At 48.2% G+C, this 25,440-nt stretch carries 27 protein-coding genes; 10 read left to right on the top strand and 17 right to left on the bottom strand.

All coding sequences use genetic code 11. The features are described from left to right. The first annotated feature begins 120 nt into the window (after positions 1-120). The 4 genes from ACRQU7_RS07950 to ACRQU7_RS07935 all read left to right on the top strand — a co-directional run bounded on the left by ACRQU7_RS07950 (position 121) and on the right by ACRQU7_RS07935 (position 3,385). Positions 121-1,605, top strand: coding sequence for a recombinase family protein (locus tag ACRQU7_RS07950; RefSeq protein ID WP_444645040.1), 1,485 nt, complete (start codon positions 121-123; stop codon positions 1,603-1,605). Between the two features lie 136 nt (positions 1,606-1,741). Next, on the top strand, positions 1,742-2,023 hold the full coding sequence (locus ACRQU7_RS07945) for a GNAT family N-acetyltransferase (RefSeq protein WP_444645038.1): 282 nt from the start codon (positions 1,742-1,744) through the stop codon (positions 2,021-2,023). 254 nt (positions 2,024-2,277) lie between these two features. Further along, positions 2,278-2,511 carry a hypothetical protein gene (locus tag ACRQU7_RS07940; RefSeq protein ID WP_038323675.1) on the top strand — a complete coding sequence of 78 codons (234 nt, stop codon included), beginning with the start codon at positions 2,278-2,280 and terminating at the stop codon, positions 2,509-2,511. 415 nt (positions 2,512-2,926) lie between these two features. Then, positions 2,927-3,385, top strand: coding sequence for a hypothetical protein (locus ACRQU7_RS07935; protein WP_243122432.1), 459 nt, complete (start codon positions 2,927-2,929; stop codon positions 3,383-3,385). 77 nt (positions 3,386-3,462) lie between these two features. Here ACRQU7_RS07935 and ACRQU7_RS07930 read toward each other — a convergent pair whose 3' ends face one another. The 3 genes from ACRQU7_RS07930 to ACRQU7_RS07920 form a co-directional block, all read right to left on the bottom strand. Next, positions 3,463-5,856, bottom strand: coding sequence for an ATP-dependent helicase (locus tag ACRQU7_RS07930; protein WP_444645035.1), 2,394 nt, complete (start codon positions 5,854-5,856; stop codon positions 3,463-3,465). A 177-nt stretch (positions 5,857-6,033) separates the two neighbouring features. Further along, positions 6,034-7,266, bottom strand: coding sequence for a sodium ion-translocating decarboxylase subunit beta (locus tag ACRQU7_RS07925; protein WP_444645547.1), 1,233 nt, complete (start codon positions 7,264-7,266; stop codon positions 6,034-6,036). Between the two features lie 35 nt (positions 7,267-7,301). Continuing rightward, a complete protein-coding gene (locus ACRQU7_RS07920; protein WP_038323672.1) occupies positions 7,302-7,661 on the bottom strand; it encodes an OadG family protein in 360 nt (119 codons plus the stop codon). 193 nt (positions 7,662-7,854) lie between these two features. Between ACRQU7_RS07920 and ACRQU7_RS07915 the strand changes: the two genes are divergently transcribed. From ACRQU7_RS07915 to ACRQU7_RS07890, 6 genes are all read left to right on the top strand, one after another. After that, a complete protein-coding gene (locus tag ACRQU7_RS07915) occupies positions 7,855-8,712 on the top strand; it encodes an AraC family transcriptional regulator (protein WP_444645032.1) in 858 nt (285 codons plus the stop codon). Then, a complete protein-coding gene (locus tag ACRQU7_RS07910; RefSeq protein WP_444645030.1) occupies positions 8,709-9,287 on the top strand; it encodes a DUF1836 domain-containing protein in 579 nt (192 codons plus the stop codon). The genes ACRQU7_RS07915 and ACRQU7_RS07910 overlap by 4 nt, the downstream gene beginning before the upstream one ends. A gap of 149 nt (positions 9,288-9,436) precedes the next feature. After that, on the top strand, positions 9,437-11,290 hold the full coding sequence (gene asnB, locus ACRQU7_RS07905; RefSeq protein WP_444645028.1) for an asparagine synthase (glutamine-hydrolyzing): 1,854 nt from the start codon (positions 9,437-9,439) through the stop codon (positions 11,288-11,290). Positions 11,291-11,406: 116 nt separating this feature from the next. Further along, a complete protein-coding gene (locus tag ACRQU7_RS07900; RefSeq protein WP_444645026.1) occupies positions 11,407-12,381 on the top strand; it encodes a D-2-hydroxyacid dehydrogenase in 975 nt (324 codons plus the stop codon). Between the two features lie 161 nt (positions 12,382-12,542). Continuing rightward, positions 12,543-12,728, top strand: a complete 186-nt coding sequence (locus ACRQU7_RS07895) for a hypothetical protein (RefSeq protein ID WP_038323668.1) — start codon at positions 12,543-12,545, stop codon at positions 12,726-12,728. Between the two features lie 12 nt (positions 12,729-12,740). Further along, positions 12,741-12,986, top strand: a complete 246-nt coding sequence (locus ACRQU7_RS07890) for a spore coat protein (protein ID WP_038323667.1) — start codon at positions 12,741-12,743, stop codon at positions 12,984-12,986. A gap of 355 nt (positions 12,987-13,341) precedes the next feature. Here the strand turns inward: ACRQU7_RS07890 and ACRQU7_RS07885 are convergent, their stop codons facing one another. The 14 genes from ACRQU7_RS07885 to ACRQU7_RS07820 form a co-directional block, all read right to left on the bottom strand. Next, on the bottom strand, positions 13,342-13,764 hold the full coding sequence (locus ACRQU7_RS07885; protein WP_444645023.1) for a hypothetical protein: 423 nt from the start codon (positions 13,762-13,764) through the stop codon (positions 13,342-13,344). A 14-nt stretch (positions 13,765-13,778) separates the two neighbouring features. After that, positions 13,779-14,957 carry a recombinase family protein gene (locus ACRQU7_RS07880; RefSeq protein WP_444645021.1) on the bottom strand — a complete coding sequence of 393 codons (1,179 nt, stop codon included), beginning with the start codon at positions 14,955-14,957 and terminating at the stop codon, positions 13,779-13,781. Positions 14,958-15,174: 217 nt separating this feature from the next. Further along, positions 15,175-16,770 carry a recombinase family protein gene (locus ACRQU7_RS07875; RefSeq protein ID WP_444645019.1) on the bottom strand — a complete coding sequence of 532 codons (1,596 nt, stop codon included), beginning with the start codon at positions 16,768-16,770 and terminating at the stop codon, positions 15,175-15,177. Then, positions 16,746-18,074, bottom strand: coding sequence for a recombinase family protein (locus ACRQU7_RS07870; protein ID WP_444645017.1), 1,329 nt, complete (start codon positions 18,072-18,074; stop codon positions 16,746-16,748). Before ACRQU7_RS07870 ends, ACRQU7_RS07875 begins: the two co-directional genes overlap by 25 nt. 57 nt (positions 18,075-18,131) lie before the next feature. Then, positions 18,132-18,293, bottom strand: coding sequence for an SHOCT domain-containing protein (locus tag ACRQU7_RS07865; RefSeq protein ID WP_444645015.1), 162 nt, complete (start codon positions 18,291-18,293; stop codon positions 18,132-18,134). Next, on the bottom strand, positions 18,290-18,700 hold the full coding sequence (locus ACRQU7_RS07860) for an RNA polymerase subunit sigma-70 (RefSeq protein WP_444645013.1): 411 nt from the start codon (positions 18,698-18,700) through the stop codon (positions 18,290-18,292). Before ACRQU7_RS07860 ends, ACRQU7_RS07865 begins: the two co-directional genes overlap by 4 nt. Before the next feature lie 23 nt (positions 18,701-18,723). Further along, positions 18,724-19,437 (bottom strand): N-acetylmuramoyl-L-alanine amidase, encoded by a 714-nt coding sequence (locus ACRQU7_RS07855; RefSeq protein ID WP_444645011.1) that lies wholly within the window; start codon positions 19,435-19,437, stop codon positions 18,724-18,726. Further along, complete coding sequence (locus ACRQU7_RS07850) at positions 19,430-19,843, bottom strand: phage holin family protein (protein WP_444645009.1); 414 nt, start codon at positions 19,841-19,843, stop codon at positions 19,430-19,432. Before ACRQU7_RS07850 ends, ACRQU7_RS07855 begins: the two co-directional genes overlap by 8 nt. A gap of 15 nt (positions 19,844-19,858) precedes the next feature. Continuing rightward, positions 19,859-21,280, bottom strand: coding sequence for an Ig-like domain-containing protein (locus tag ACRQU7_RS07845; protein ID WP_444645007.1), 1,422 nt, complete (start codon positions 21,278-21,280; stop codon positions 19,859-19,861). Beyond that, complete coding sequence (locus ACRQU7_RS07840) at positions 21,273-21,584, bottom strand: head-tail connector protein (RefSeq protein ID WP_444645005.1); 312 nt, start codon at positions 21,582-21,584, stop codon at positions 21,273-21,275. Before ACRQU7_RS07840 ends, ACRQU7_RS07845 begins: the two co-directional genes overlap by 8 nt. Before the next feature lie 63 nt (positions 21,585-21,647). Then, entirely contained in the window at positions 21,648-22,775 is a 1,128-nt protein-coding gene (locus ACRQU7_RS07835; protein WP_444645003.1) for a P22 phage major capsid protein family protein, read from the bottom strand. 19 nt (positions 22,776-22,794) lie between these two features. Next, positions 22,795-23,376: a DUF4355 domain-containing protein gene (locus tag ACRQU7_RS07830; protein WP_444645001.1), complete on the bottom strand. Its 582-nt coding sequence runs from the start codon at positions 23,374-23,376 to the stop codon at positions 22,795-22,797. Positions 23,377-23,411: 35 nt separating this feature from the next. Beyond that, positions 23,412-24,659 carry a phage portal protein gene (locus ACRQU7_RS07825; protein ID WP_444644999.1) on the bottom strand — a complete coding sequence of 416 codons (1,248 nt, stop codon included), beginning with the start codon at positions 24,657-24,659 and terminating at the stop codon, positions 23,412-23,414. Positions 24,660-24,725: 66 nt separating this feature from the next. After that, positions 24,726-25,424 (bottom strand): hypothetical protein, encoded by a 699-nt coding sequence (locus tag ACRQU7_RS07820; protein ID WP_444644997.1) that lies wholly within the window; start codon positions 25,422-25,424, stop codon positions 24,726-24,728. Positions 25,425-25,440 lie beyond the last annotated feature (16 nt).

Raw genomic sequence — 25,440 nt, 5'->3', positions numbered from 1 at the left:
CGGCACGGTAATTCCGAAATTATTCAGAAACGGAAAAGGCCTCCGAATCCCAAAGGATTCGGAGGCCGGAATATTCATGGAACTCTTCCATAAATATAGGAAGAGAAAGCGGGTGATAAAATGAATACAGCCGTCTACCTGCGGAAAAGCCGTGCGGAAGAGCTGAGCGACACGGTTGACGAAACACTAAAGCGGCACAGGGAAACCCTGCTGGAATTCGCCTCAAACAGCAATCTGACTGTGGTAAAAATATATGAGGAAGTGGTTTCCGGGGAATCGCTGTACGCCCGTCCCCAGATGCTGCAGCTGCTGGCCGACGTGGAGCACGGTCAATTCGACGCCGTACTCTGCATGGATATCGACCGCCTGGGGCGCGGCGCCATGAGCGACCAGGGGGTCATTCTGGAGACGCTGAAAAACGCGGACACAAAGATCATTACACCGCGCAAGGTATACGACCTGAACAATGAGATGGATGAGACCTATTCGGAATTTGAAACCTTTATGGCCCGGCAGGAGCTGAAAGCAATCAAACGCCGGATGCAGAGGGGAATCCAAAAAACCATTGCGGAAGGGGGATACATCGCCAACGCCCCTTACGGATACGTGAAAACGACGGTCGGCAAGAGGCCGACGCTCGCGGTCCTGGAAGAAGAGGCCCGGTTTGTGCGGATGATGTTCGATCTGTACGTCGACAAGGGGATGGGCTGCCAGCAGATCGCCGACACGATAAACGCCATGGGCGCAAAACCGCACCGTTCCGAAAAGTTCGGTCGGTCTTCCGTCATGAAAATCCTGCACAACCCGACTTACACAGGCAAAATTGTCTGGAACCAGAAAACGCAGTTCCGGAAAGGCGCGAAAGGCGGCAGCAAACAGATCACCGTAAAAAATCCCCGCGATCAATGGACCGTCGTACAGGGAATCCATCCGTCCATCATTGACAGGGAGCTCTTTGAACAGGCGCAGAAAACGGCGGCGTACCGCTCCCATCCTCCGGCAAATACGGGCAATGTGGAAAATCCGCTCGCCGGTCTTGTCTACTGCGCTCACTGCGGCTCTTTGATGCAGCGGCAGGTAACCCGCCGCGGCGGAACCTATCTGCTCTGCCAGAAGCCCGGCTGCATGGTATCCTCCTCCCTTCCCCTGGTGGAAAACGCGGTGCTGGACACGCTGAAGCACAGCATGAACCGTTTCACAATCACACAGGAGGATTCTGCGATGCGGCAGCCCGGCAGCAGAGAAATGCTCAGTGCCCTCGAATCGGAAATCAAAACCACCGACGGCCAGATGGAAAAGCTGCACGATTTTCTGGAACAGGGAATTTACGACCCGGATACGTTTCTGACACGTCAGGCCTATTTAAAAGCAAAAAGAAGCAAGCTGGAGGAAATCAGAGACAAGGCCATGACCCGGCATCCCGGCAGCTGCGATATCGCCGGCAACCGAATCGGTACCGTGCTGGAAGCTTACGCTTCGGCCTCTCTGCAAAAAAGAAATCTTCTCTTAAAAGCGATGGTGGACAGAATTGTCTATTGCAAGGAAAAGGGAGCAAGGCCCGCGCAGTTCACACTGGAGGTGTATCTGAAACCGTTTTATCCGTAGCCCAACCCTTTTTCCGGGCATTTGACGCATCCGGACGCGGCTTTTCCGAAATGGGAAAAGACTTCAGAAAATAAGGCCCGCACATTGACAAAGTGCCTTTGGAAATGGCATACTACAAGAAAAAGGAGGGCTTATATTGGAATTGAAACAGGAACGAAACCGAATTTTTGCCGAAAACGAATCCGGCAGTATTGTTGCAGAGGTCACCTTCCCTGACATTGACGAACAAACGGTCAATATCGACCATACCTTCGTGGATGATTCCCTTCGGGGCCAGGGAATTGCCGGCAAACTGATGGAAGCGACTGCTGCTTTGCTGAGGCAGCAAAACCGAAAAGCGCGTCTTACCTGCTCCTACGCTGTGAAATGGTTTGATAATCATCCTGAGTATAACGATATTCGCATAAACAAACTATAAATCTAACTACTTCGACAGGAAGCATTCAAATATTATTTTTCTCACAAGTCAAAATAGTCTTATTTCTACAAAATAGCATCAAAAAATTCATAAAAAATCTATCATATCACGCTACATTTTGTTTATTTATCCTATTTTTTTTCATTCCTTAAAATTTCTAAAATTGCGACTTTTTTCGCTATTGCAATTTTGAAACATTTCCTCTAAAATTACAACATGTTGCGCAACGAATAAAAATAAAGGATGTTTTTGAAATGCAAAGAATTAGCGTAAATCTCAAGCTTTTGAAAGAAAAAATTATGGAAATCGAAAAAGACGGAATGGGCTTAATTGAACTGCATATTGTTGCAAGCCAGATCGACGACAAATTGATTCACCCCACCTTCCTTCATCTGGAAGGCATTTCCGATACCGGCGAATACAAAGACTATGAAAGTATTGACGAATGCCCGGCTAAACAGTACCTATTGAAAAACATGCCTGCATAAGCGCATTTCTTCATGTAACGATACATAGCACCTGCCGGGTATCCTGGAATTGATGATATCATTATGAATATAGTAATAAATAGAATAATAAATACCAAACCTGCTTTCGCACTCGAACCTGACCTCCAGAGTGTACTTATAGCCCGTATACTCTTCTGATAAAGATTGCCTTGAAGATTTAAGGGTTTATTTCCCACCGGATAAGCACGACCTGATTGAGCATGCGACAAACGTCAGGCTCAGAAGCGCTGATGTCATTACCGTGTTCCTTGATCTGGAGCCGGTACCATTTAACAGGGGCTTTTATTCGGTAGATATGACCTTTTTCTTCGATGTATGCGTAGACGTATTCTGTCCGTTAGCCACAAACCCCTGCATTGTAAATGGTGTATCCATATTCAATAAGAGGGTAATTTTGTACGGCAGCGAGGGCAACGTAAAAATGTTCAGTTCCGATTGCACGCAGGACGACATCGACAGCCCATCTTCTATGTGCGGCAACGTGCTCCCTAAAGCAACCTGTCAGATTGCGGAGCCGATCTGCCTGTCCGCCAGGATCTGCGACTGCCAGTCGCATTGCAAGGAAAGCTGCTGCCGGATTCCCGACTCTATCTGCAGACATTTCGGGGGGCAGCTCGACTTTGCTTCCGATCGTACTGTTTATGTTACACTCGGCATTTTTACAATCGTCCAAATCGTCAGGAATGTACAAATGCTGATTCCTGCGTATGACTTCTGCATCCCGGAAAAAGAATGTGTCACTACATCAGACAATCCATGCGATATGTTCCGCCGCATTGAGTTTCCGACCGACGAGTTTTTCCCGCCCAAAGTTACTGAATGCAGCTGCAACGACCGTTCCCGCAAAGCATAAAGTCAGACAGCAGTCTGCCGAGTACAGATAAAGCCCGCCTGTTTTTTCAGGCGGGCTTTGGATTTATATCGCTTTGATCAGGCTTTTTGCAGGCGGGCAAAATTCGCCATCAGCTTTTTTGTTCCGGCTTGTTCAAAAGCAATCTCCAGCAGGGTATCGTTGCCCATAGGAGAAACGGAAAGGATCATCCCCGTCCCAAACGTTTTGTGAACCACGCTGTCCCCCACTTTGAACCCAACCTTCGGCGGCTCGCTGTGAATCAGGTTCGACGGGCCGAAGCTGCGCGCCGATTCGGTTGTAACCACCCGTGCCTCAAAAGCAGAAGTGGGAAGGGACATGCCCGGGGACGGCTTTTTCCATTCTCTTGTGCGGCTGCGGACAACCAGTTCCTCGGGAATTTCCTCAACAAAGCGGGAGGGCTTGTTGCGGGAGGTGCTGCCGAAGATCATGCGGCTCTCCGCGTTGACAACATACAACTCCTCTTTCGCTCTTGTGATGGCGACATAAGCCAGACGGCGCTCCTCCTCGATTTCCAGAGGATTGTAGATCGCCTGCATTCCCGGAAAAATCCCTTCTTCAAATCCGGGCAGGAACACGACCGGAAATTCCAGACCCTTTGCCGAGTGGATGGTCATCATGACCACGCTGTCGGAATTTCCGTCAAAGTTATCGATATCGGTCAGCAGGGAGACTTCCTCGAGGAAGCCGGAAAGAGTCGCCTCTTCGCCGTTATCCTCCTCGTACTTGATCAGGTTGGACGCAAGTTCGTTGATATTGTCGATCCTGTCCTGCACGTCGTCGTTTTCGGACGCCTTCAGGCTGCCGATATAATCTGTTTTGTCAAGAATCAAATGGTAGAGCTCATTCAGGCTCGTATGTTCATCGTTTGCGGCGTCAATCAGCTGCTGCATGGTCGCGGCAAACTGCAAAAGCTTGGGCGCGGTCCGCTTCAGGGGCTCGTACTGATCGGCGGTTTTAATCACGTCGAACACGCTTTCCCCCAGTGTGGCGGCGATTTCCGTAGCCTGTGCAATCGTCTTGTCCCCAATGGAGCGCTTCGGCTGGTTGATGATCCTGCGAAGCCGGATTTCGTCGTAAGGGTTGTTGATGACGCTCAAATACGCAATCATGTCCCTGATTTCCTTGCGCTCATAGAAGCGCAGACCGCCGATAATGCGGTAAGGGATGCCGGATTTTACAAAGATTTTTTCAAGGATATTCGACTGGGAATTCATGCGGTACAAAATCGCATGGTCGGAAAATTTCCGGCCGGCCGCAACGCCTTCCAATACCTTCTTTGCGATAAAATCCGCTTCGTCCTGCTCGCTGAAAGCGGTGTGTACGCCGAGCTTCTCCCCTGCGGGGTTGTCCGTCCAGAGCGTTTTTCCTTTACGCTCCCTGTTATTTTCAATGACCGCGTTGGCCGCATTCAGAATATTTTTGGTAGAACGGTAATTCTGCTCCAAGCGGATCACCTTCGCGTTTGGAAAATTCTTTTCAAAGCTCAGGATGTTCTCGATGGTTGCGCCGCGGAATTTGTAGATGCTTTGGTCGTCGTCGCCCACAACGCAGAGGTTTGCGCTCTTCTGGGCAAGCAGCTTGACCAGCAGGTACTGCGCGTGGTTGGTGTCCTGGTACTCGTCCACCATAACGTATCTGAATTTGTTCTGATAATACTCCAGTACGTCCGGGTTCTGCTGAAGCAGGTACACCGCGTTGCAGATCAAGTCGTCGAAATCCATGGCGTCCGCTTCCTTCAGCTTTGCCTGATAAAGCTTGTACGCCTGCCCGATCATCCCCAGCCTGCTGTCATTGCCGGCCTGCTGCAGGTATTCCCCGGGCAGGATCATGCTGTCCTTCGCGTGGGATATCGCCGAAAGAATGGATTTATAAGAGAGGATTTTATCGTCGATGTTAAGGGTCTTCTGACATTCCTTCATCATCCGGCGGGAATCGTCCGTGTCGTAAATCGTGAAATGATTGGAATAGCCAAGCTTCTCCCCGTCGTGTCTCAGCATACGCGCACAGGTGGAATGGAATGTGGAAGCCCAGATATCATTTCCTTCTTCCCCAAGCATGGCAATCAGCCTGTTTTTCAGCTCTCCCGCAGCCTTATTGGTGAAGGTAATGGCAAGGATCTGCCACGGGCGGCAGGGCTCCACGGCGAAATGGCTTTTCACCTGCGGCGTCAACGGCTCGTCCGTACTCAGATATCGCCTGGCCGCTTTCAGGTCTTCCTCCGTCAGATAACTGGAAATGGTTTTGCTTATGTAGGCGTTTCCGTAACGGATGATATTGGCGATACGGTTCACCAGCACGGTGGTTTTACCGCTTCCCGCGCCGGCAAGGATCAGCAGGGGGCCGTTTACACAGAAAACCGCTTCCCTCTGCCTGTCATTCATTCTGAAAAATTCCTTATTCAGAACATTTTTCCTGATCTCCATCACTTGATCCGCTGTAATATTGTTCATGAATTCACCGCCAGAACTTGATAATTTGGGCGGAAACCGCCCATAGGTTTCTTATTGCATAAGTTTAATTATACAATATTTTGAATACAATAGCAAACAGGAATTGGGAACATACAAATACCCGCACTAAACCGAGTGCGGGTATTTTGTAAAATATATTTCGTAATCGTCAAAATGTCATCCAAGGATGCTGATCAGCACGCCAGCCGCAACCGCAGAACCAATGACGCCGGCCACATTCGGACCCATTGCATGCATCAGCAGGAAATTGCCGGGATTTTCTTCCTGGCCAACCTTCTGCGCCACACGGGCCGCCATAGGAACGGCAGAAACACCGGCCGACCCGATAAGCGGATTGACTTTTCCGTGCGTCGCCCAGCACATGAGTTTACCGAACAGCACGCCGCCGGCAGTGCCAAAGCTGAACGCCAGCAGTCCGAGAACAATAATCTCAATCGTCTGCAAAGACAGGAAAACCGTTCCCGTCGCCGTTGCACCGACGGTAACACCGAGAAAAATCGTAATGATATTCATCAGTTCATTTTGAGCCGTATTGGAAATACGCCCCACCACTCCGCTCTCACGGAACAAATTGCCGAGCATCAGCATCCCCACAAGAGGGCAGGCATCCGGCAGCAGCAGGGAAACGATCACCGTTACAATAATCGGGAATAAAATCTTTTCCAGCTTGGAAACCGGGCGAAGCTGCTCCATAACGATACTGCGCTCTTTTTTTGTTGTCAGCGCTCTCATAATAGGCGGCTGAATAATAGGGACCAGCGCCATGTAGGAATACGCGGCGACCGCAATCGGACCCAGCAGTTCCGGAGCAAGCTTTGAAGTAACAAAGATGGCGGTCGGGCCGTCCGCCCCGCCGATAATTCCGATAGAACCCGCCTGTTTTCCCGAAAAACCGAGAAAAATTGCGCCGATGAAGGTAGTAAAAATCCCAAGCTGGGCAGCCGCGCCCAATAAAAAGCTTTTGGGGTTGGAAATCAGCGGGCCAAAATCCGTCATCGCACCAATGCCGAGAAAAATCAAAGGAGGATAAATACCGAGCTTAACGCCTTGGTACAGATAGTAGAACAGTCCGCCGACCTGTGTGACCTGATAGTATTGCTGACCATTTAAAACCACAATCGGGTAATTTCCCACCGCGCCGCCGTGGGCAGCCATATAATCGGAAACAAGCTGCATGGTCGTCTGCGGCGGAACCATAATAGCGGGAAAAAGATTGACAAGCAGCATACCAAACGCAATCGGCAAAAGGAGCAGGGGTTCAAACTGCTTTTTGATGGCGAGATAGATCAAAACGCAGGCAATCCCTATCATAATGTAGTTACGCCAGTCGTTTACGGAAAATCCGGACGCTTGGAAAATTCCTTGTACGGATTGTAAAAATTCATTCAGTATCAATACCGGATCAGTCCTTTCTGTTTTTCAATTTAAAAAGGGCGCGTATTCTCCAATAATCCCGCCATTCCCCATGCGGAGCGGCTGGGCTGCGAAGAGCGGCGGATACCGGTCACCCTCCCGGCGGAGGCGCCGTATAAAGCGTAAACAGCGGCGGAAATGACCGCTACCGTTTCTTCGGGAATACCGGCCTGAACAGACAATAGCTGGACAGGGGCAGCAGCAAGCGGTGCAGAGGTTTTCTTTTTGTCGTCTGAGTTGGTTTGCAGTCCGCTGAGCACCCTGCCATAGCCTTTAATAACATAGGTCAAAAAGATCAGCACAATAAAAACGACGACCAGGCCTGTCAGCAAAACGATGACAGAGAGTTGAATTTTTTGGTCAAGACTCATAATTTTATCCCCTCGCTTCTGAAAATTTAATTCTATGAAGATGAACAAATAATTAACGATTGTTTATAATTATAAACGAAGAAGGTATTTATTTCAATTATATTTTACTACTTTTTGATTTTTATTGCATAAATGTGACATGCGAATTATAATAAATTCAGAAGAAATACTGGAAGGAAGGGTGGATTCCCTGATGACAAATGATGAATTCAGGCGCTCTTTCCGGGTGCCCTTTCACAACAGCCTGGGGCTGGCCGTCTACAGCTGCGGAGTTCAGCGCTGCGGCGCGTGCCATTCCTGGGGACCCGCCGTACGCGACCATTACCTGATTCACTATATTTTGTCGGGGCACGGCGCTTTTACCAGCGGCGGACAGGAATACCATCTCTCGACGGGGGACGGCTTCCTGGTGGAACCGTCGCATGTCGTTCATTATGTTGCGGACCGGGAAGACCCGTGGGAATACTGCTGGGTCGGTTTCAACGGCAGCGACGCAAAAAGGCTGATGGGCCAGACAGGCCTTCTCGACCGCAGCCCTGTTTTTCACTACGAGGAGGACCGGCTTTTTGAAGAGCTTCTGCTGAAAATCTGCAATGCCTCCGGTTCCAGCCCCAGCGACGAGGCGAGAATGGAGTCCGGCCTTCTGCTGTTTCTGGCCGCGCTGATGGACAAATTCGGGGTTCCGTCCGCACAGCAGGCAAACGGGTACGAGTATGTGCAGAAAGCGATCAAGTTTATCGAATACAATTATTCCAGCGATATCGGCATCACCGATATCGCTTCCAGCGTGGGAATCAGCCGCAGCCACCTGTACCGGCTGTTTATGCAGCATATTTCCCTGTCGCCGAACGAGTATCTGATGCGCTACCGCATCAGCAAGGCTTCCGAGCTTCTGGAGTCACGGAATCTTTCGGTCGGCGAAGTCGCATATTCGGCAGGTTTTTCCGATCAGCTGTATTTTTCCCGCGTATTCAAAAAATGTATGGGCACGCCGCCAAGCCGTTTTACCTGCTATGAGCGTGCGGCAAAAACGAAGGAGGACTCAAAATGAGCGAAGCAGCCGAACAAATCTCGAAATGGGCGGAGGAAATTGGAGAATACAGCTCGGTGGACTGGGAAAGGCTGCCGGAAATTTATTTATATATGGACCAGGTGCTGACCTATATGAACAAACAGCTCAGCCTTTTTGAACGCAATGAAAGCACCGGCCTACTGACGTCGAGCATGATCAACAACTATGTAAAGGACGGGGTTCTTCCCCGGCCCGAGCAAAAAAAATATTCCCGCGAGCATCTGGCGATGCTGATGGTCATCTGTATGCTCAAGCAGGTTTTATCCATTCAGGATATCTCTTCCCTGCTCAAAACCCTTTTGGAGGACGCTTCCAAAGACGAGATGTACCGGCGTTTCTGCGAAGCACACTCCGTCGCGCTGAAGGAGGTCGGCGACCGCGTCCGCTCCACTGCAGGGGAAGGCGACGCCGAACTGACCAGGCTGGCAATCGAGCTGTCCATCGAGGCCGCCGCGCGCCGTACGGCGGCGGAAAGAATCCTGAGCGAGCTGGCTGCCGAACAGGAAAAGATAGCGAAAGCGGAAAAAGGCAAAGGCGAAAAAAAAGAAAAATAAACCAAATCACACAAATCGGAAATCCAACCGTCCCGCCGTCATACGGGGCGGTTTTTTTCATTCCCCATTCCACATAAAAGATGCGGATCTGTTAACCATAATGACGGATGAGCATAATATAAAAAAGACAAAGAAAGCGAGGGATTACTATGTGTGGAATTGCGGGATTCTGTGATTATCATGACGATTTGAGCGAGGAAGCGCTGTTCTGGCGCGCACTGGCAAAAAGAATGGGAGCGAAACTCAATCACCGCGGCCCGGACGACAGCGGCGTTCATGTTTCGGCCCACGCGGCGCTGGCCCACACAAGGCTTGCGGTTGTGGATATTGAGGGCGGCAAACAGCCGATGACCGCTGTGGCGGACGGGTTCCGCTACACCATCGTATACAACGGGGAGCTGTATAATACCGAGGAGCTGCGGTCGGAGCTGAAAGCGCACGGCTATACGTTTGAAACCAAAAGCGATACCGAAGTCCTTCTGAAATGCTACATCGAATTCGGATTTACCTGTGCTGAAAAACTGAACGGCATCTTCGCCTTTGCGGTAGACGACGAAAGGCGCGGCTGCTGCTATTTATGCCGCGACCGTTTCGGCGTAAAGCCGCTGTTTTATTCCATAGAAAACGGGCGGCTTGTGTTTGCCTCAGAAATCAAAGCGCTGTTTGAATATCCGGGAATCAACCCTGTGATTGACCGGCAGGGGCTGTGCGAGATATTCGGAATCGGACCGGCCAGAACCGCCGGAGTCGGCGTATTCAAAAACATACTGGAAATCAAGCCCGGCTGCATTGCCGTGTTTGACAGGCAGGGTTTTGAAACATATCCCTATTTCAAACTGAAAAGCTATGAGCATCCCGACAGCTACGAGGACAGCGTAAAGCGGGTACGGTACCTTGTGGAGGACGCCGTTACCAGACAGCTTGTTTCCGATGTGCCGCTTTGCACCTTTCTTTCCGGCGGCCTCGATTCCAGCATCATCACCGCGCTGGCGGCAAGGAATTACCAGGCGGCGGGCAAAACGCTTTCCACCTATTCTTTCGATTTTACCGGGAACGACAAGTACTTTAAGCCCACAGCCTTCCAGCCCGGCGCCGACAAGCCTTGGGTCGCCAAAATGGCGGAACTGTTTCATACCGACCACCACTATCTGGAATGCGACAACGTGATGCTGGCCGACAAGCTTTATGACGCCGTTGAGGCGAAGGATTTGCCGGGCATGGCGGACGTCGACTCTTCCCTGCTGTATTTCTGCAGCCTGATCAAGAAAAATCATGTGGTGGGTATCAGCGGAGAATGCGCGGATGAAATCTTCGGCGGTTACCCGTGGTTCCATAAGAAAGAGGCGTTTGAAGGCCATTGTTTCCCGTGGTCGCCCGACCTGTCCATCCGGACCGGACTGCTGATTCCCGAAATCGCCGACGCGCTGCACATCGGGGAATATGTGAATATGCGGTATGAAGAATCCATTGACGCCGTCCCCGTCCTGGAGGGTGAAAGCGCACAGGAAAAGCGGCGCAGGGAAATTTCGTTCCTGAACATCAACTGGTTTATGTCCACCCTGCTTGACCGCAAGGACCGGTCGAGCATGGCAAGCGGGCTTGAGGTGCGTGTCCCGTACGCCGACCACCGGATCGTGCAGTATGTGTTCAACACTCCCTGGGAATACAAATGTCATGACGGCGTGGTGAAAGGCCTGCTGCGCGACGCGGCGCGGGAATGGCTGCCCGAAGATATCCTGATGCGCAAAAAGAGCCCCTATCCCAAAACGCATAATCCGGCCTACGAGATGCTTGTGAAGCAAAGGCTGACGGAAGTCCTGTCAGACGGGGAAGAACCGCTCCACAAGCTCATCAGCCAAAGCGCCGCCGCGGAACTGCTCAGTGAAAAATCGGATTACGGCAAGCCGTGGTTCGGTCAGTTGATGGCTGGTCCCCAGATGATGGCCTATCTGCTTCAGATCAACTACTGGCTAAAAAAATACGATATCGCAATTGAACTGTAATTTCCTGTCCCAATGAAAGGATCTCCCGGTTGCAATTTGAAAGCTCCTGTTATACAATAAAACAAATTTCAGATCAGAAAAATAGATCCTATCAAAATTGCAAGGGAGTATCCATCATGACTTTTTCCAAGCGCATCCTTGTTTTTCTTCCCATCGAAGCACAGCATCAATCGCTGCTCGAACAATCCGCTCCGGACTGCCGGTTTACGTACAGCTCTTACAGAGGCGTTACCAAAGAACAGGTGCAGAACGCCCAGATTATCATCGGAAACCCGCCGGCGGAGTACCTGAAGGATTCCCCGAATCTGGAGTGGCTGCACTGCAGCAGCGCCGGAGTGGACGCCTACCTGAAGGAAGGCGTCCTTCCCAAAGGCACGGCTCTGACGAATTCGACGGGAGCGTACGGCCTTGCGGTTTCCGAACACATGCTTGCCATGCTTCTGGAAATCATCAAACGCCTTCATACTTACCGCGACGCGCAGAAGGTGCATGTCTGGAAGGGTCAGGGCAAGGTGAAATCCATTCATGGTTCCACCGTTCTGGTACTCGGCATGGGAGATATCGGCGGTGAATTTGCCCAAAAGGTAAAAGCGCTGGGCGCGTACGTCATCGGGCTGCGCCGCACCGTCGCAGAGAAGCCGGAGTACGCCGACGAAATGCATTTGACCGCGGAGCTGGACAGTCTTTTGCCCCGCGCGGACATTGTCGCCCTCTGTCTGCCCGCCACAAAGGAAACCGATCACCTGTTTTCGCGCGAACGTCTCGCCCTGCTCAAAGAAGGCGCAATCCTCCTAAACGTCGGACGCGGCACGCTCATCGATACCGAAGCGCTCTGTGACACACTGGAAAGCGGGCGTCTCTTCGGAGCCGGCCTTGATGTGACGGACCCGGAGCCTTTGCCGGAAGGCCACCGGCTCTGGGATATTCCCAACGCCGTGGTTACGCCCCATATATCGGGATTTTACCATTTGCAGGAAACCCTTGAGCGCGTGGTGCGTATTGCCGCGGAAAACCTGCAGCATTACGCAAACGGCGAACCGCTCAACAACATCGTCGATTTTGCCGCCGGCTATCGGGTAAAAAAAGAATAAAGAGATTCAAAATTCTCAAAGATAAAAACGCTGCAGCTCCGCAAAAATGTGGAACTGCAGCGTTTTTATTGTCATTCTGTTTTTTCATTCCCTTAACGTATAAAATGATAAAAATATCGCAAGATATAACGAAAAATTTCATACAGAAAGGAATGTTCCATATGGCACAGCTAAATCAAATGGAATTGCAAAACTTGCGGCATATGTTGGGAGCACACGATACCGCGTGTGAAAAAATGCAGACCTATGCTCAGCAGGCAACGGACCCCCAGGTAAAATCTTTCTTTGAAAAGTCCGCTCAGGATGCAAAGAGCACCAAACAACAGCTTATGACTTTTTTACAGTAGGAGGTGTAAACGATGCAGGATAAAACAATGGTAAACGACGCTCTGTCCATGGAAAAAAGCGACCTGACTTTTTATGCCAACGCAATTTCCGAATGCTCCAACCAAAGTCTGAGGTCAGCGCTTCAGCAAATCCGCAACAAGTGCGAAACCTCGCAGTACGAGCTGTACAAGCTCGCTGAGACAAAGGGTTTCTACAAGCCCGCCGCACAGGCGAACGAGCAGGAGATTCAGCAGATCAAAACGCAGCTGCAGGGCTGATCTTCCAGAGACGCCCGGTAACTCGAGATCATTTCTATCAGTTCAGAAGCCCCCGAAGGAGCGGATTCTTCCGTTCACTCAGGGGCTTCTTTCTATTCGCCGGCTGTTTGCTTCTTTCGCCCCTATCGGGTTCCAGATTCTTGGGGTCATCAACGCAAAAACAGGGAATGCCCGAAATGGGCATCCCCTGTTTTGTCTAAGGGCGTAACGTTTGATACAATTTAGCAATGCCTATACCTTTCGCTAAAATGTATAGGAATCGCTAAAAAGTATAGTATAAATCATGAGATAAGCGAAATACAGTTAGCCGCCTAAAATTCAATCCAGGCGGCTGCTGCTAACAATACAAAAGTTATTAATCTTTCTTGGGTGCAGAATAAGGTTCCTGCCGGGTTGCAGCCTTTAAATTAAAAACCATAGCTTTGGCATCTTTGTAATAGATACCCTTTATGCGATAAGAATCTTTTTCTGACCAGCTGTCAGCCATCAAATCACGGATAATATTTCTAATGGCTATAATGTGGCAATAAACTGGCTTTTTCTGTTCGCCCTTTGGTTTTGAAAATCTGTATGCATTTTCATCAGTCTGTTTGCAAGCCTGAATAGCGAAAACTTTGTTTTCATTGTCAATCATCATGCGTACATGAGACGGAAAGCCCATTTCTTCAATGACGCCCCTGCTGATGGTGATTCCTTTTGTATTGATAAGTATGTCGGACTCGCCTTTAAGAGTAACATCGATAACATTAAAACTAAACTGATTAAATTCTTTAAACATTGTATTGACCTCTTTCATTTTTTAATTTTTTGTAAAAACAGAGCTACTTCACGGTTGTCCCATTTTGGATTGATTATTGCAAATCCACGAAGCAATCCACCCTTGACACGATGAACATAAAACTTCTTTTCAATGGGAACTTCTTTCTTTTGGGAGGAATGCCTCCGATGTTTTAGCTGTTCCTGCACCAGAAGCCAGTCATCACGGGGCACAATGGCAGGATGATGGTCGCGCAGCCTGTATTGCGGAACCTGACCCGTATTTTTTACCGCTTTGTGCGTGAAACAATCGACCGTATAGGTCTTTTGCATCAGTACATCTCCGCAATATTTTTCATTGCGCAATATGCTTAATACCGCGCTTGAACTCCAGACTGCATTGTTTTTTGCTGTGGGTACATGGGATTCTGTTAGGGCATTTGCGATTTCACGAGCATTCAAGCCATCCAGATAACAGGCAAATATGTATTTTACAGCCTCTGCTTCTTCAGGAATAATGAACAAATTGCCGAATTTATCTTTGTCATAGCCTAATAAGCATTGCGTTGGAATTATGGGTATTCCTTTTTTAAAGCGCTGGATAATAGACCACCGTATGCTTGCGCTTTTTTGCTCTGATTCTCCTTGAGCGACAAGGCTCATAATGCCAAGTGTAAATTCATTTTTGCTTTCAGCAGTATTAAAGCCTTCTGTTTCAAAAAATACGCCAACCGGAGGATCAAGCGCTTTTAGCTTACGCACATTGTCCAGACAGTCCAGTGTGTTTCTTGCAAAGCGGCTTACACTTTTTGTAATGATCATATCTACTTTTCCAGCATAGCAATCATCAATCATACGCAAAAAATTAACACGCCTTTTTGTTGAGGTACCTGAGATGCCCTCGTCAGCGTAAATATCCACCAGCTCCCAATCTGGATTATTCATTATCATCTCCCGGTAGTGCTGAAGCTGTAGTTCATAACTGCTGGCTTGGGCATCTTCATCCGTACTAACTCTGCAGTATGCAGCTACCCGTAAGCGTTTCATGTTATCTGATTTTTGCTCCGCTTTTGCGGGGATCACCTCAACCGTAGTGCCGTTTTTGTAAGCCTCCCGGATTCGTTCCTTTTGCGCTTGCCGTTTTTCATTTGCTTTTGATGATTTTTCCCATTTCTGAATGTTGCCTATTTCAATTTTTCTTTTCGTAATTATCACCCCCTTTTTACCGTTGTCAGATGCTCACAGCTCGTGCGGTGCATGCCTGCACCTTAAGTTTCCTCAAATAAAGGCAACGAGAAATTATATCATTTATATATAGTGTAACGAAGCAATAACCACCACATGGTTTCAATTGGTAAATCCCCATAAATGACAAAAACTCCCGCAAGGTTGACATGACTGCCAGCCCTGCGGGAGTTGTATTTTTAAAATCTTAAATTATCCACGGCAGCTCGGTACCGTCTTTGAATTGAAAAGCAATCTCATGCTCGGACTGAACAATAACTCTGTCCACTGTTGCGTACCATAGTTCCTCATCAAATGCAGTGAGGAGAGTAGCGCTCTTTTTCAGTGTTTGGATAAACCCAGCCATTTTCTCGCGCTTTACTGTACGCTCCTGCCGCTGTTCATTCACCGCTTCAAATTTGCCCTTTGCGGTTTCGTAACGTTCAATCAGCGCGGTATATCGTTGCTGGTAATCGGACTGGTCGATGGCGCTGTGGGCGTTTTCATCCACGCATTTTCGTATCAGCTCCATCACCACATCGCATTCCTCTTGAAGGGCGGCGCTTTCGGCATCCAGAGCGGTATTGTCGGTCAGAGACTGAATAATGGTATCATAACCGTCCAGAATCTCACTTTTGTTTTGAATCAGGCTGTTAAAAGCATTCACGAATGCCTGCTTCAGTGTGGATTCATACAGGTGGGGTGTCTTGCAGGGTTCCGCATTTTTGAATTTGTTGTTACACTGCCATATTGTGCGGCGATATTTGCTGGTGGAGTGCCACACCTTGCTGCCGTATACGCCGCCGCATTCGCCGCAGATGATTTTGCTGGAAAAGCACCCCGTACCGCTTTGATGGCCTGCCGTGGATTTGCGCCGCTTCATTTCATTTTGCACCAAATCAAACAACTCTGGCAAAATAATGGCCGGGTGACTGTTCGTTACATAATACTGGGGCACTTCGCCTTCGTTTACCTTCATCTTCTTAGTAAGGAAATCCACTGTAAATGTTTTCTGAAGGACAGCGTCACCCTTGTACTTTTCATTGGTTAAGATGCTCTCGACCGTGCTGGATGACCAGTTGGTTTTCCCGGATGGAGTGGGAATACTGCTTTTTGTCAGGTACTTGGCAATACCGGACGGCGTTTTGCCTTCCATAAATAGCTTGTAAATCGAGCGTACCGTTTTGGCTTCCGACTCCACAATCTTCGGTAAACCGTCTTCGCCTTTCTCATATCCGAGGAAGTGTTTGTATGGCAGGCTGACTTTGCCGTCGGAGAAACGTTTCCGCTGCCCCCAGGTGACATTTTCGCTGATTGACCTTGATTCTTCCTGCGCAAGGCTGGACATAATGGTAATCAGTAGTTCACCTTTGCTGTCAAGCGTGTAAATATTTTCTTTTTCAAAATATACCTCAACGCCCTTCTCTTTTAGTTTTCGAACGGTTGTGAGGGTATCAACGGTGTTTCGGGCAAACCGGGAAACCGATTTTGTAAGAATGAGGTCTATTTTTCCGGCAAGTGCATCCGCAATCATGCGTTTGAAGCCGTCACGTTTTTTGGTGTTGGTGGCCGAAATGCCCTCATCGGTGTAAATCTCCACGAAATCCCATTCTTCATTATCGTGGATATATCGGGTATAGTAGTCAACCTGTGCCTCGTAACTGGAAAGCTGCTCTTCATTGTCGGTGGATACTCTGGCATAGGCGGCAACACGCTTTCGGGCGGTACGGTTCTCCGCGCTGAATGGAATCCGGTGAATAACCGTAGGCTGTATGACGGTTACTGCTCTTGCTGTTGCTGCCATGGGTTATTCCTCCTCTCGTTCATTTCACGCGCCTTTTGCCTTGCCGCGTCGTCCCAACTATCGCGTCGCGATTTATTTTGCCATGTCTTTTCTACTTGCCGCCCATCATGAAAAATAAAAAGCATCTTATCCGGGCCGCGCATGATAATCTGCTTGATTTTTGCGGTGAAAACTGCCTCGTCAAACTCGGAAAGCCCCAAGACATCCGCCGTCACTGCCATTAGAATCTCTTCGGGAATTTGCTTTGAGCCGCAGGCTTCCTTGCCTTTTGAATTAAAGGTCGAACATATCCAAACTGGGCTGGCATATTTGCTCCCGGCGTTGGCGATTTTTCTTCGGTAGTTTTTTCCGCAGCAGCCGCATTGAATCTTTCCTGTAAAGGGGTAGACTTCCTTATTAATAGAAAGGCAACCTGCCGCCCGGCGCTTCCGCTCCTTTTGAACACGTTCAAACGTTTCCCGGTCGATAATCGGTTCATGGCTGTCTTTTACAAAATACATAGGAAGCTGCCCGCGATTCATGCACTTTTTCTTTTCCATATAATTGGAGCTGTATGACTTCTGCAAAAGCAAATCTCCCGCATACTTTTCATTGTCAAGAATTTTTGCAACGCCGCTTTCACACCAGACACCGCCACGTTTTGTAGGTATGCCGCTTGTGTTCAGCTTCTTCATAATCGCGTTTTTGCCCATGCCGCTGAGATAATCGGAAAATATCATGTGGACGGTTTCAGCTTCCTCCGGTATCACCTGCAGGGTTCCGTCTACCCATTTGTAACCGAGCATGGTCGTGCTGCCGGGCCTGCCATTCGCAAACTGCCTGCGAATCCGCCATTTGCAGTTTTCGCTGACGGAGCGGCTTTCCTCCTGCGCAAAAGAAGCGAGGATAGTAAGCATCAGCTCGCCGTCCCCGCTCATAGAGTAGATATTTTCTTTTTCGAAAAATATGTCGATGTTCAAAAGCCGAAGTTCGCGTACGGTTTCCAGCATGGTTACGGTGTTTCTTGCAAACCTTGATATGGATTTTGTGATCACCATGTCGACTTTTCCGTTCCGACAGTCTGAAAGCAAATGCTGAAATTCCGCTCTGCCGTCCTTTGTACCGGTCAGTGCTTCATCAGCATAAACGCCGATGTATTCCCAGTCACCATGATGCTGAATGAAATTACTGTAATAACTGACTTGCGCCGACAGGGAATGGAGCATAGCGTCTTTGCCGCTGGATACTCTGGCATAGGCGGCGACTCGCTTTTTGCGAGGTAACCCGGGCGCTGAAATCTTCACTTTTGTTATGATTCGTTCCATAAAAGCGCCTCCTTTCAGCACACATGTTACCTCTGTACGCCTATGCAATCAAGCAATTTAGCCGCATAAGCAGCCCAATAATGGACGATATTTCTGCCGTAAAATTGTATCAATTTTTCCGTAGTCCTGCTCAGACAAAATCCCGGCTGCAAGCATCCTTTTTGCCACAGCAAGGGATACTCTGTAATTTTTCTCCCGTTCAAACTGCTCGTGGGTCATGATGCCTTCTCCTCTCCGAACCGGTCTTTAATATAGCAGGCGTGGCTGCAGTATTTGCGCTTTTTATTGCCGTAGCTTTGGAATGAAGTGCCGCAGTGTGCACAGGTAAGTACATAAACCGCCTTTTTATGCAATCGGTCTTGGTGGTCTTTCCACCATGCACGGCGGCACTGATCGGAGCAGAATTTTTTAGGCTTCTGTTTTTGCTTCTGATACAGCCTTTTTCCGCATTGCTGGCAAACAGTGCCATCACCCTTGGCTGTTTGCGAAAGGTTGCCCTGAAGTCCACTCCTGCGGCAATAGGATTTTATGGTATTCAGAGAAATTCCAAGCGAAGCGGCAATCTGCGAATAGCTGAATTTTTCAGCCCTCATTTCATGGATGGATTTTTTTTGCTCACCGGTCATAAAGCTCATCTCCCCAGTGCGCTTTATTCATACCGGATAAATCCGTCAAAACCTGCCGCCTTGATTTTTGCAAGCATTGCGTCGGCGTTTGCCTTTACAGCGTATGCGCCAACCTGCACATGATAGAGTTTTCCGGAAGGGGCAGGCAGCGTTGCCGGTTGCGCCTGCTTTTTTGCAATGCCGAATGTCTGGACAATTGCTCCGGCACAGGCCCTTGCAATTGCATCTTTGCTGTTGATGATCCATTGGGCGGTTTTCGGATTGTCATGAAAATCGACTTCGACCAGCACAGCCGTCAGGCCATACTGCGTAGGAGTGCGAATCTCACCAAGCCCCTGCCCATCAAAAAGGCTCATGCCATTCTGAACGGGAGAAGACCGGTTTGACTTGACCGGGCAGACTGCGTTTAGTTTGGCAACAAGGTTTGATGCCAGACTTTTACCGGCTGCGCTGCTCGGATGATAAAACGCGACCGCACCGCTTGCAGTCCCGCCGCCCCCGGCATTGGAATGAATGGCAAGATAGATGCCGCAGCCTTTGTTTTTGGCATCCAGCGGCCTGCCGCTCGTACCGATTCCAAGCGATAAATCTGCCATAATCGTTTCACAGGAGTATTCGCTGTCGAGAATCACTTTGAGCCGCTGCGCCACAGCTTCCATTTGCGCTTTTTCCGTGGTGCCGCCCACACAATAGCTGTTGTTATCCTGATTGGATGGAGATAAATAAATTTTATTCATGGTCATTGCCGTCCTTTTCTTTTAATTGTTCCAGAATGTCCTTAAGCTTCTGTGGGATTGGAAGCCCAATAATACTGGCGTTTTCGAGAATTGAAATCCCTTCGTTGGATAAATAGAAAAAGATGACTGCGGTGCGAATCACGCTGCCATCTTTCAGTACATAGGCATCAATAATACTGCCCACGCCTACAAGAATAAAAATGAGTATCTTTTTAAAGATGCCTCTGAAGCCCACCTCGCTGGATAAATTTTTCTGAATGACTGCAGCCATCACGCCGGTGAGGTAGTCGATTACAATGAAGGCAGTAAGGGCGTAGAGAAACCCGTCCCATCCTCCAAGGAATACGCCCAAAAGGCCGCCCAGTGCGGCACAGGTTGCTTTGAACCAATTTAATGTATGTTCCATTGCTTTTTTGCTCCTTTACGTATATGAAATAATCAGAACATCGAGGTTGAAAAATACGGTGCTGTCGTCTGCCAAGGTCGCGGTAAGCACTGCGGTATGCCCGATATAAGCGGTATTATCAAGCGCGGCCAGTTTGCAGGCCGTGCCCGTCATATCAGACAGCGTCGTCATACTGTCTCCGGTGTAGTCCTTGTTTTTTACCGACCACGTCACCGATTTTGTGGTAATGGCCGTGCCGTTTTCATAGACAACAGCGGTAAATGGCTTTGGAAAACCGCCAACTTTTATTTGAGCAGTGTTTTTAAAGGTAATGGCAACCGAGTAACTGGGAGTTACCGTACCGGTCACCTTTGCGGATATTTTGATTGCTGTGTCCGGGTATCCGGTAATGGCAACCGTAATGGTTGCTTCACCGTTTGCAACGCCGGTGATCAATCCGGTATTGCTTACCGTAGCGATGGCCTCGTTGCTGGAAGTACAGGTAAAAGCGGGCAGTGTGGATATGGCAGCTCCGTTGTCGGTCACCGTGAAAATGAGCTGAGTGGTTCCACCCAGCACTACCTCAACAGGCTGCTGATTCGAAATACTGATAGCATAATGGTGTGCGTATTTGTAATAGTCCGCAATTTCATGCACCATATCGTCATCAGCGGTAGTTACCGTCAATTCGCAATATAGCCGCATCAATCCTGGCTTCGTTCGATCAATACCGGTTATTTGCCAAGCTCTGCCGGTATTGATAAAGCGCTGGTTTAAAGCAACTTTTGTGGATTGATCATTTTCCTGTACCCAAACGATGATGTTTCCCTGTGGCAGGGAGATCACTTTGCCTTCCTCGATGTCAAAAACTTTTGCTTCTATAAATACATCAAACCACTGCACATCGCCTTTGTAGTTAAAAGCGATGTGGTGGTTGCAGCGGCGGAGTCTGGCCGCGTAGGAATTCGTTTTCTTTTCCACCTGAGAAAAGACGAGGTGTTTGCCACCCTGATATTCCACGACATCTCCCGTTTTGAATGCGGATTTTACCATGATGTTTTTGTCATCGTACTCACCGAGGCTCTTATCAGCGTCCAACACTACTGCGGCACTGCTGGCCCCATTTATGGTAACAGGGGCACCTGCATCAAACAGAAAAAATTCAAATAGTCCATCAATGGTGTTTGTCACGTTTTGCCTCCTCATGCGGTAAAGCCGAATCTCCATATAGCTGTCCCATTCGATTGCGCAAATTGGTTTATACAGCTTTTCACCGATTCGAAAGTACACGTCTTCTGTAAATTCTGTAAAAGGGCTGCAAAATACACGTTTTGAAAGTTCCAGTGTTACCCCATAATCAAAAGCCGCAGAACCGGAATAACCCTGCATATCCGCAAAGATGGTTTTTACAATGTTGAATTTGCTATCCAGTACCGTAATTGGGGTGTCGTTAAACATTGCCGCACACCCGAACTCTTGGCAGGGGCAGAGCCGCTTTGATATGATCTGGAATACCACCGGTTACATTATAGGTAACACTGCGCTCACCCTCGGTTTTCTGTGAAATGCCAACGCTGTCCCGGTTTTTATACAGATACACCGCAAGCTCTGCAATTGCGGAATCATATTGCTCCGGCAAAGAATCTGTATTGCAATAGGAAACAGCGATCTGCTGTGCCAGCGAGATATAGTAACTGAGGATTTTGTCCTTGGATGTATCATCGTTCGCCAGATCAAGCAGCATTTTCATAATTTCAAGCATATTTCTCACCCCTTAACGCAAAGAGGACGCACTATACAGTACGCCCTCTCTTTACAGAAATAATTAGCCCAGCATCCTACAGGCAAGTTGAGGATTTAAGGTCTTTACGCCGCACAGCATATCAATGGACACGACATCCTTTTTGAACTGGCTGTTGTAGTCGTAGATGACGCGAAGCCCAAAACCGTCGTAATTTACAAGGGCTTTCTGCCCGTCTGCCAGCCCTTTCGGCAAAGCCAGTGGCCTTGTTACCAGAGCAAATGCATTGCGGTGAAACGCGAGATTCGCCGTATGATTGGCAAGAAGGGTAACGTCGACATTGGCGGCAGCATCAGTCAGGAGCGCTGGTGCAATTTTCACCGTAATGGTATTGGAAGCAGCTGCTGCATCTTCCGTTACGACGTAATTGGCACCGCCAATGGTCAGTATATCGCCCGCCACTACTGTTCCGGTAAGTGTTGCCGCCGTGAGATTGATACTCGCGGCACCTTTTGCCGTCGCTGCCGCCACCTTTGGCTTTCCGCTGCCTGCCGCAAGGGTACCGCCTGCGTGTTTCAGCACATTCTGGTCGGTGTAGATGTCAAATCCGAACTTTCTGCCGAGAGAAGCTTCCCTCAAAGCAGTACCGCTGTCGCCGACTTTTTCTGCCTCATGGAACGTCGGAATCTGCAAAAAGCCGTTTTCCGCTGCGGAATCAATCACCAAACGCCGGTTGATAAGCGGTACCTTATTCTCATTCAGCACCTGACGGGCATCGGTAATGGCAGTGATGGAATTGGGAGCTGTACCCGCCGTACCGGAAACCGCCGGAATATTCTTGTATAGTCCAAGCAGGTACAGGTCGATTTTCTGCGCAAAGCTCTGCATGGCAGGCTGCAAAAGCTGTGTGGAAAAATCGGCGATATCCATGGTCAGCTGTTCGGACGTCACCTCAAAGGAAACATCGAGCAGTTTATCCAAACAAATGGTATCGCTGCCTTCGGTGGCATCCTGAATATTGATGCCCGTTGCGCGGTTAAACTCTTTTGCTTCAAAAGTTGCAGGCTTGCGAATGGTTACCGTGTCGCCGACACCCGCCACGAATTCATTGGAATAATCTCGGTGAACCAAACCGGCCATGACGGTATTGGCGCGGAGCTGCATCATGGCTTCTTTTGCAATAATGCCGGGGGTTAAAAATGTATTAGACATAAAGTATCAAATCCTTTCCTTAGTCCTTATTTCTTGCTTTGATATACTCATCCATGGACAAATCCTCAAGCGACTTTCCGCTGCCGCCGCCCGCAGGCGGAGTATAGCCGTCAGTTTTCAGCCTTGCCTCAAGGGCGTGTTGAACGGAAGAATTGTAGGTATCCTCGAATGTTTTGAGATTCGAGGTAGTGCTGTTTTCATCTGCTCCAACAAAAAAGCTCACCAAGTCCAAAGGCAATCCTTTGTCACCGGCAAGCTTAATGGCTTTATTTGTGAGGGCTTCTTTATCCTTTGCGGATTTCATCTGCTCAATTTCATGCCTGAGTTTTTCCATTTCCAGGTCTTTCGGGTCTTTCTCCGGGAACCGCTTTTTGATTTCTGTTTCAAGCAGCGCCTCAAGGTTGTTGGTTTTCCATGTTTCCAGACCTTTCTGTAAATGCTTATCTTTTACGGAATCCAACCACGATTTGCCTTCCGGCGTTTCCATGAAACTTTGCACCCTTGCAACGGTGATCGGGTTCAACCCCTGCAAATATGCGGTGATTTCACTGGTTTTCCCTTCGGGGCTTTCCAAAAATGCCTTTAATTCTGCCAAATTCATAATGTTATGTCCTCCTTATCGGCCCCGTCCACTTTTTACGAAACGGACGACGCCTGTTCTTGTTTGAATTTTTTGATTTCACCAGCCGGGTTTTCGATAAAGGGCAGCAGGGTAAGCAACGTTTCCTGCGAACAGGTATCTTTGAGTTTCACAATGATATCTGCCAGTCCGGTAAGGTCGGTCGGCAGGTTCCGAGTAAATTTCACCACGATATCCCGGTAATCATAGGTGACGCCTTCCTTTTTCGCAATGAAAACAAACAGGTTGCGCAGCCGCTCTTTGATTACCCGCTCCATAAAGGCTTCTCGCATGGATACCCGGTTTTCCAGATTGAGCAGCTTATTGCGCAGTGCGAGGGAAGAAGTATTTGCCGCCCAGTTTTCATTGAAATTGACCTCATCCATCATGTCATAAATTTTGCGCTCGATATTTTCCAGTTCATTCTGCACAAAGCTATCGTTAATGTCCTTGGTGAGCCAAGAAACCTTGCCGCCTTTTGGCACCTGAATAATGCCCATTTTCTTCATTTTGAGCAAATCTTCATCTTCCAGTTTGGCATTTTCAATGACCAGATACGCATTGCGGTGATCGGCAATTTCATTTACCAAATCTGAATTGATGGCATTATATGCGTCAAAAAGGGAAACTACATCCTCAAAACCACTTTTGCGTTCGGAGTTGGCAGGGCAGATGATCACCGGCACCCGTTCAAAAATGTGCGGATGCTTTCCGGTATAGGTAAGCACGTCTTCTTTCAGTTCATAATGCAAGATTTCACTGTCGGTATAGACATCAAGAAATTCTACATCATCCACAAAAGCCTTACTGAATTTGTGCAGGGCAAGTACAACATTGCGCGCAGCAGTTCCATCCTCCAGACAATAGCAGTTCAGCGGGGTAAGCACCGTTCCGCAGAATTCGCCGTCGGGATTGACATAATCGAGCTCGTAGCTTTCTCCATAAATCTCCGATTGTTTTCTCAAATTGATATTGTGTTCTTTATCCCAGTGGGAAATGTTGCGGTCAATACAGTCCACAGCCGCCTTGTTGTCGGTTTTGGATATAAAATTAACCGGCTTACCCAAAAGGTACCCGGTTTCGTTATCCACAAACTTTCGCGGAAAATTAAATATTAACTTTCGGTTGCTGCGGCTGTCCTGCATATCGTAATCGTGCAAAATGCTATGGTCGCCGTTGTAGTAATTCTTGTATTTTTGCTTTTCAGCCGACTGAGTTTCAAACTCATCAAGACACAGCTTGATGAGGGATTCCGTTACTTCCAATTTGCATCTCCTCCTATATTCGGGTATGAAAAAAGCCACCGGTGAAGGTGGCTAAAAGGTTTTTTGCTATTTTCCCGACACACAACAGATGGTATCAATTGCATTGAAAAGTCTTAAGCAATCTTCTTGATTAACATTATAAGCCGATCTACCATGCAAAAGCCAATGTCTATTGATAAAGGTCGGCTCATTATTAGAAAACTCAGTGCTATAATATAATTTGTTTGTGAAATTTTTATATGAATTCCAGACATGTTTTTCAATTATATGCTCACTTGATGAAAACTTTTCAACTTGTCTTTTGCAAACAGCTTTCATCTTTGTATTTGTTTTATCGGGATAAAAAGAGGACAATATACCCTCTATCACAGTAAGTAATGTCACAACACAAATGATGTACTGGTTATTTTCATAAGCAAATACACATTGATTTATTGCAGGTTTAAACTTTTCATCAATATTGGATGTTTGTATATTGTGAATTAGTTTTTCAAATGAACTATGATTATCACCAGTAAAATACCATACAAAGAACTTGCTAACATCGGAAATCTCATTAGTTTGTCCTAATACATTTATTGGATATATGCCCATCTCCATTGGCAATGTCCAACCAGCATCACTGATTTTTTGAACCACATTATTCAGTGTTTTATCAAATTCTTCCGCTCTTTTTTTAGATTCTTCTTCCATCTTTTTTTGAAACTCGGGTGGTAATTTCAAAAATAGAGGATCGAAAGTATTTTGCGTATTATTATTGGACACCTAACTGCACCTTCTT

The sequence above is a fragment of the Caproiciproducens puteiluti genome (assembly GCF_052442865.1).
Classification (GTDB): Bacteria; Bacillota; Clostridia; order Oscillospirales; family Acutalibacteraceae; genus Caproiciproducens.
The sequence above is the reverse complement of the archived record's forward strand: the minus strand, read 5'-3'. Positions and strand labels throughout refer to the sequence as shown.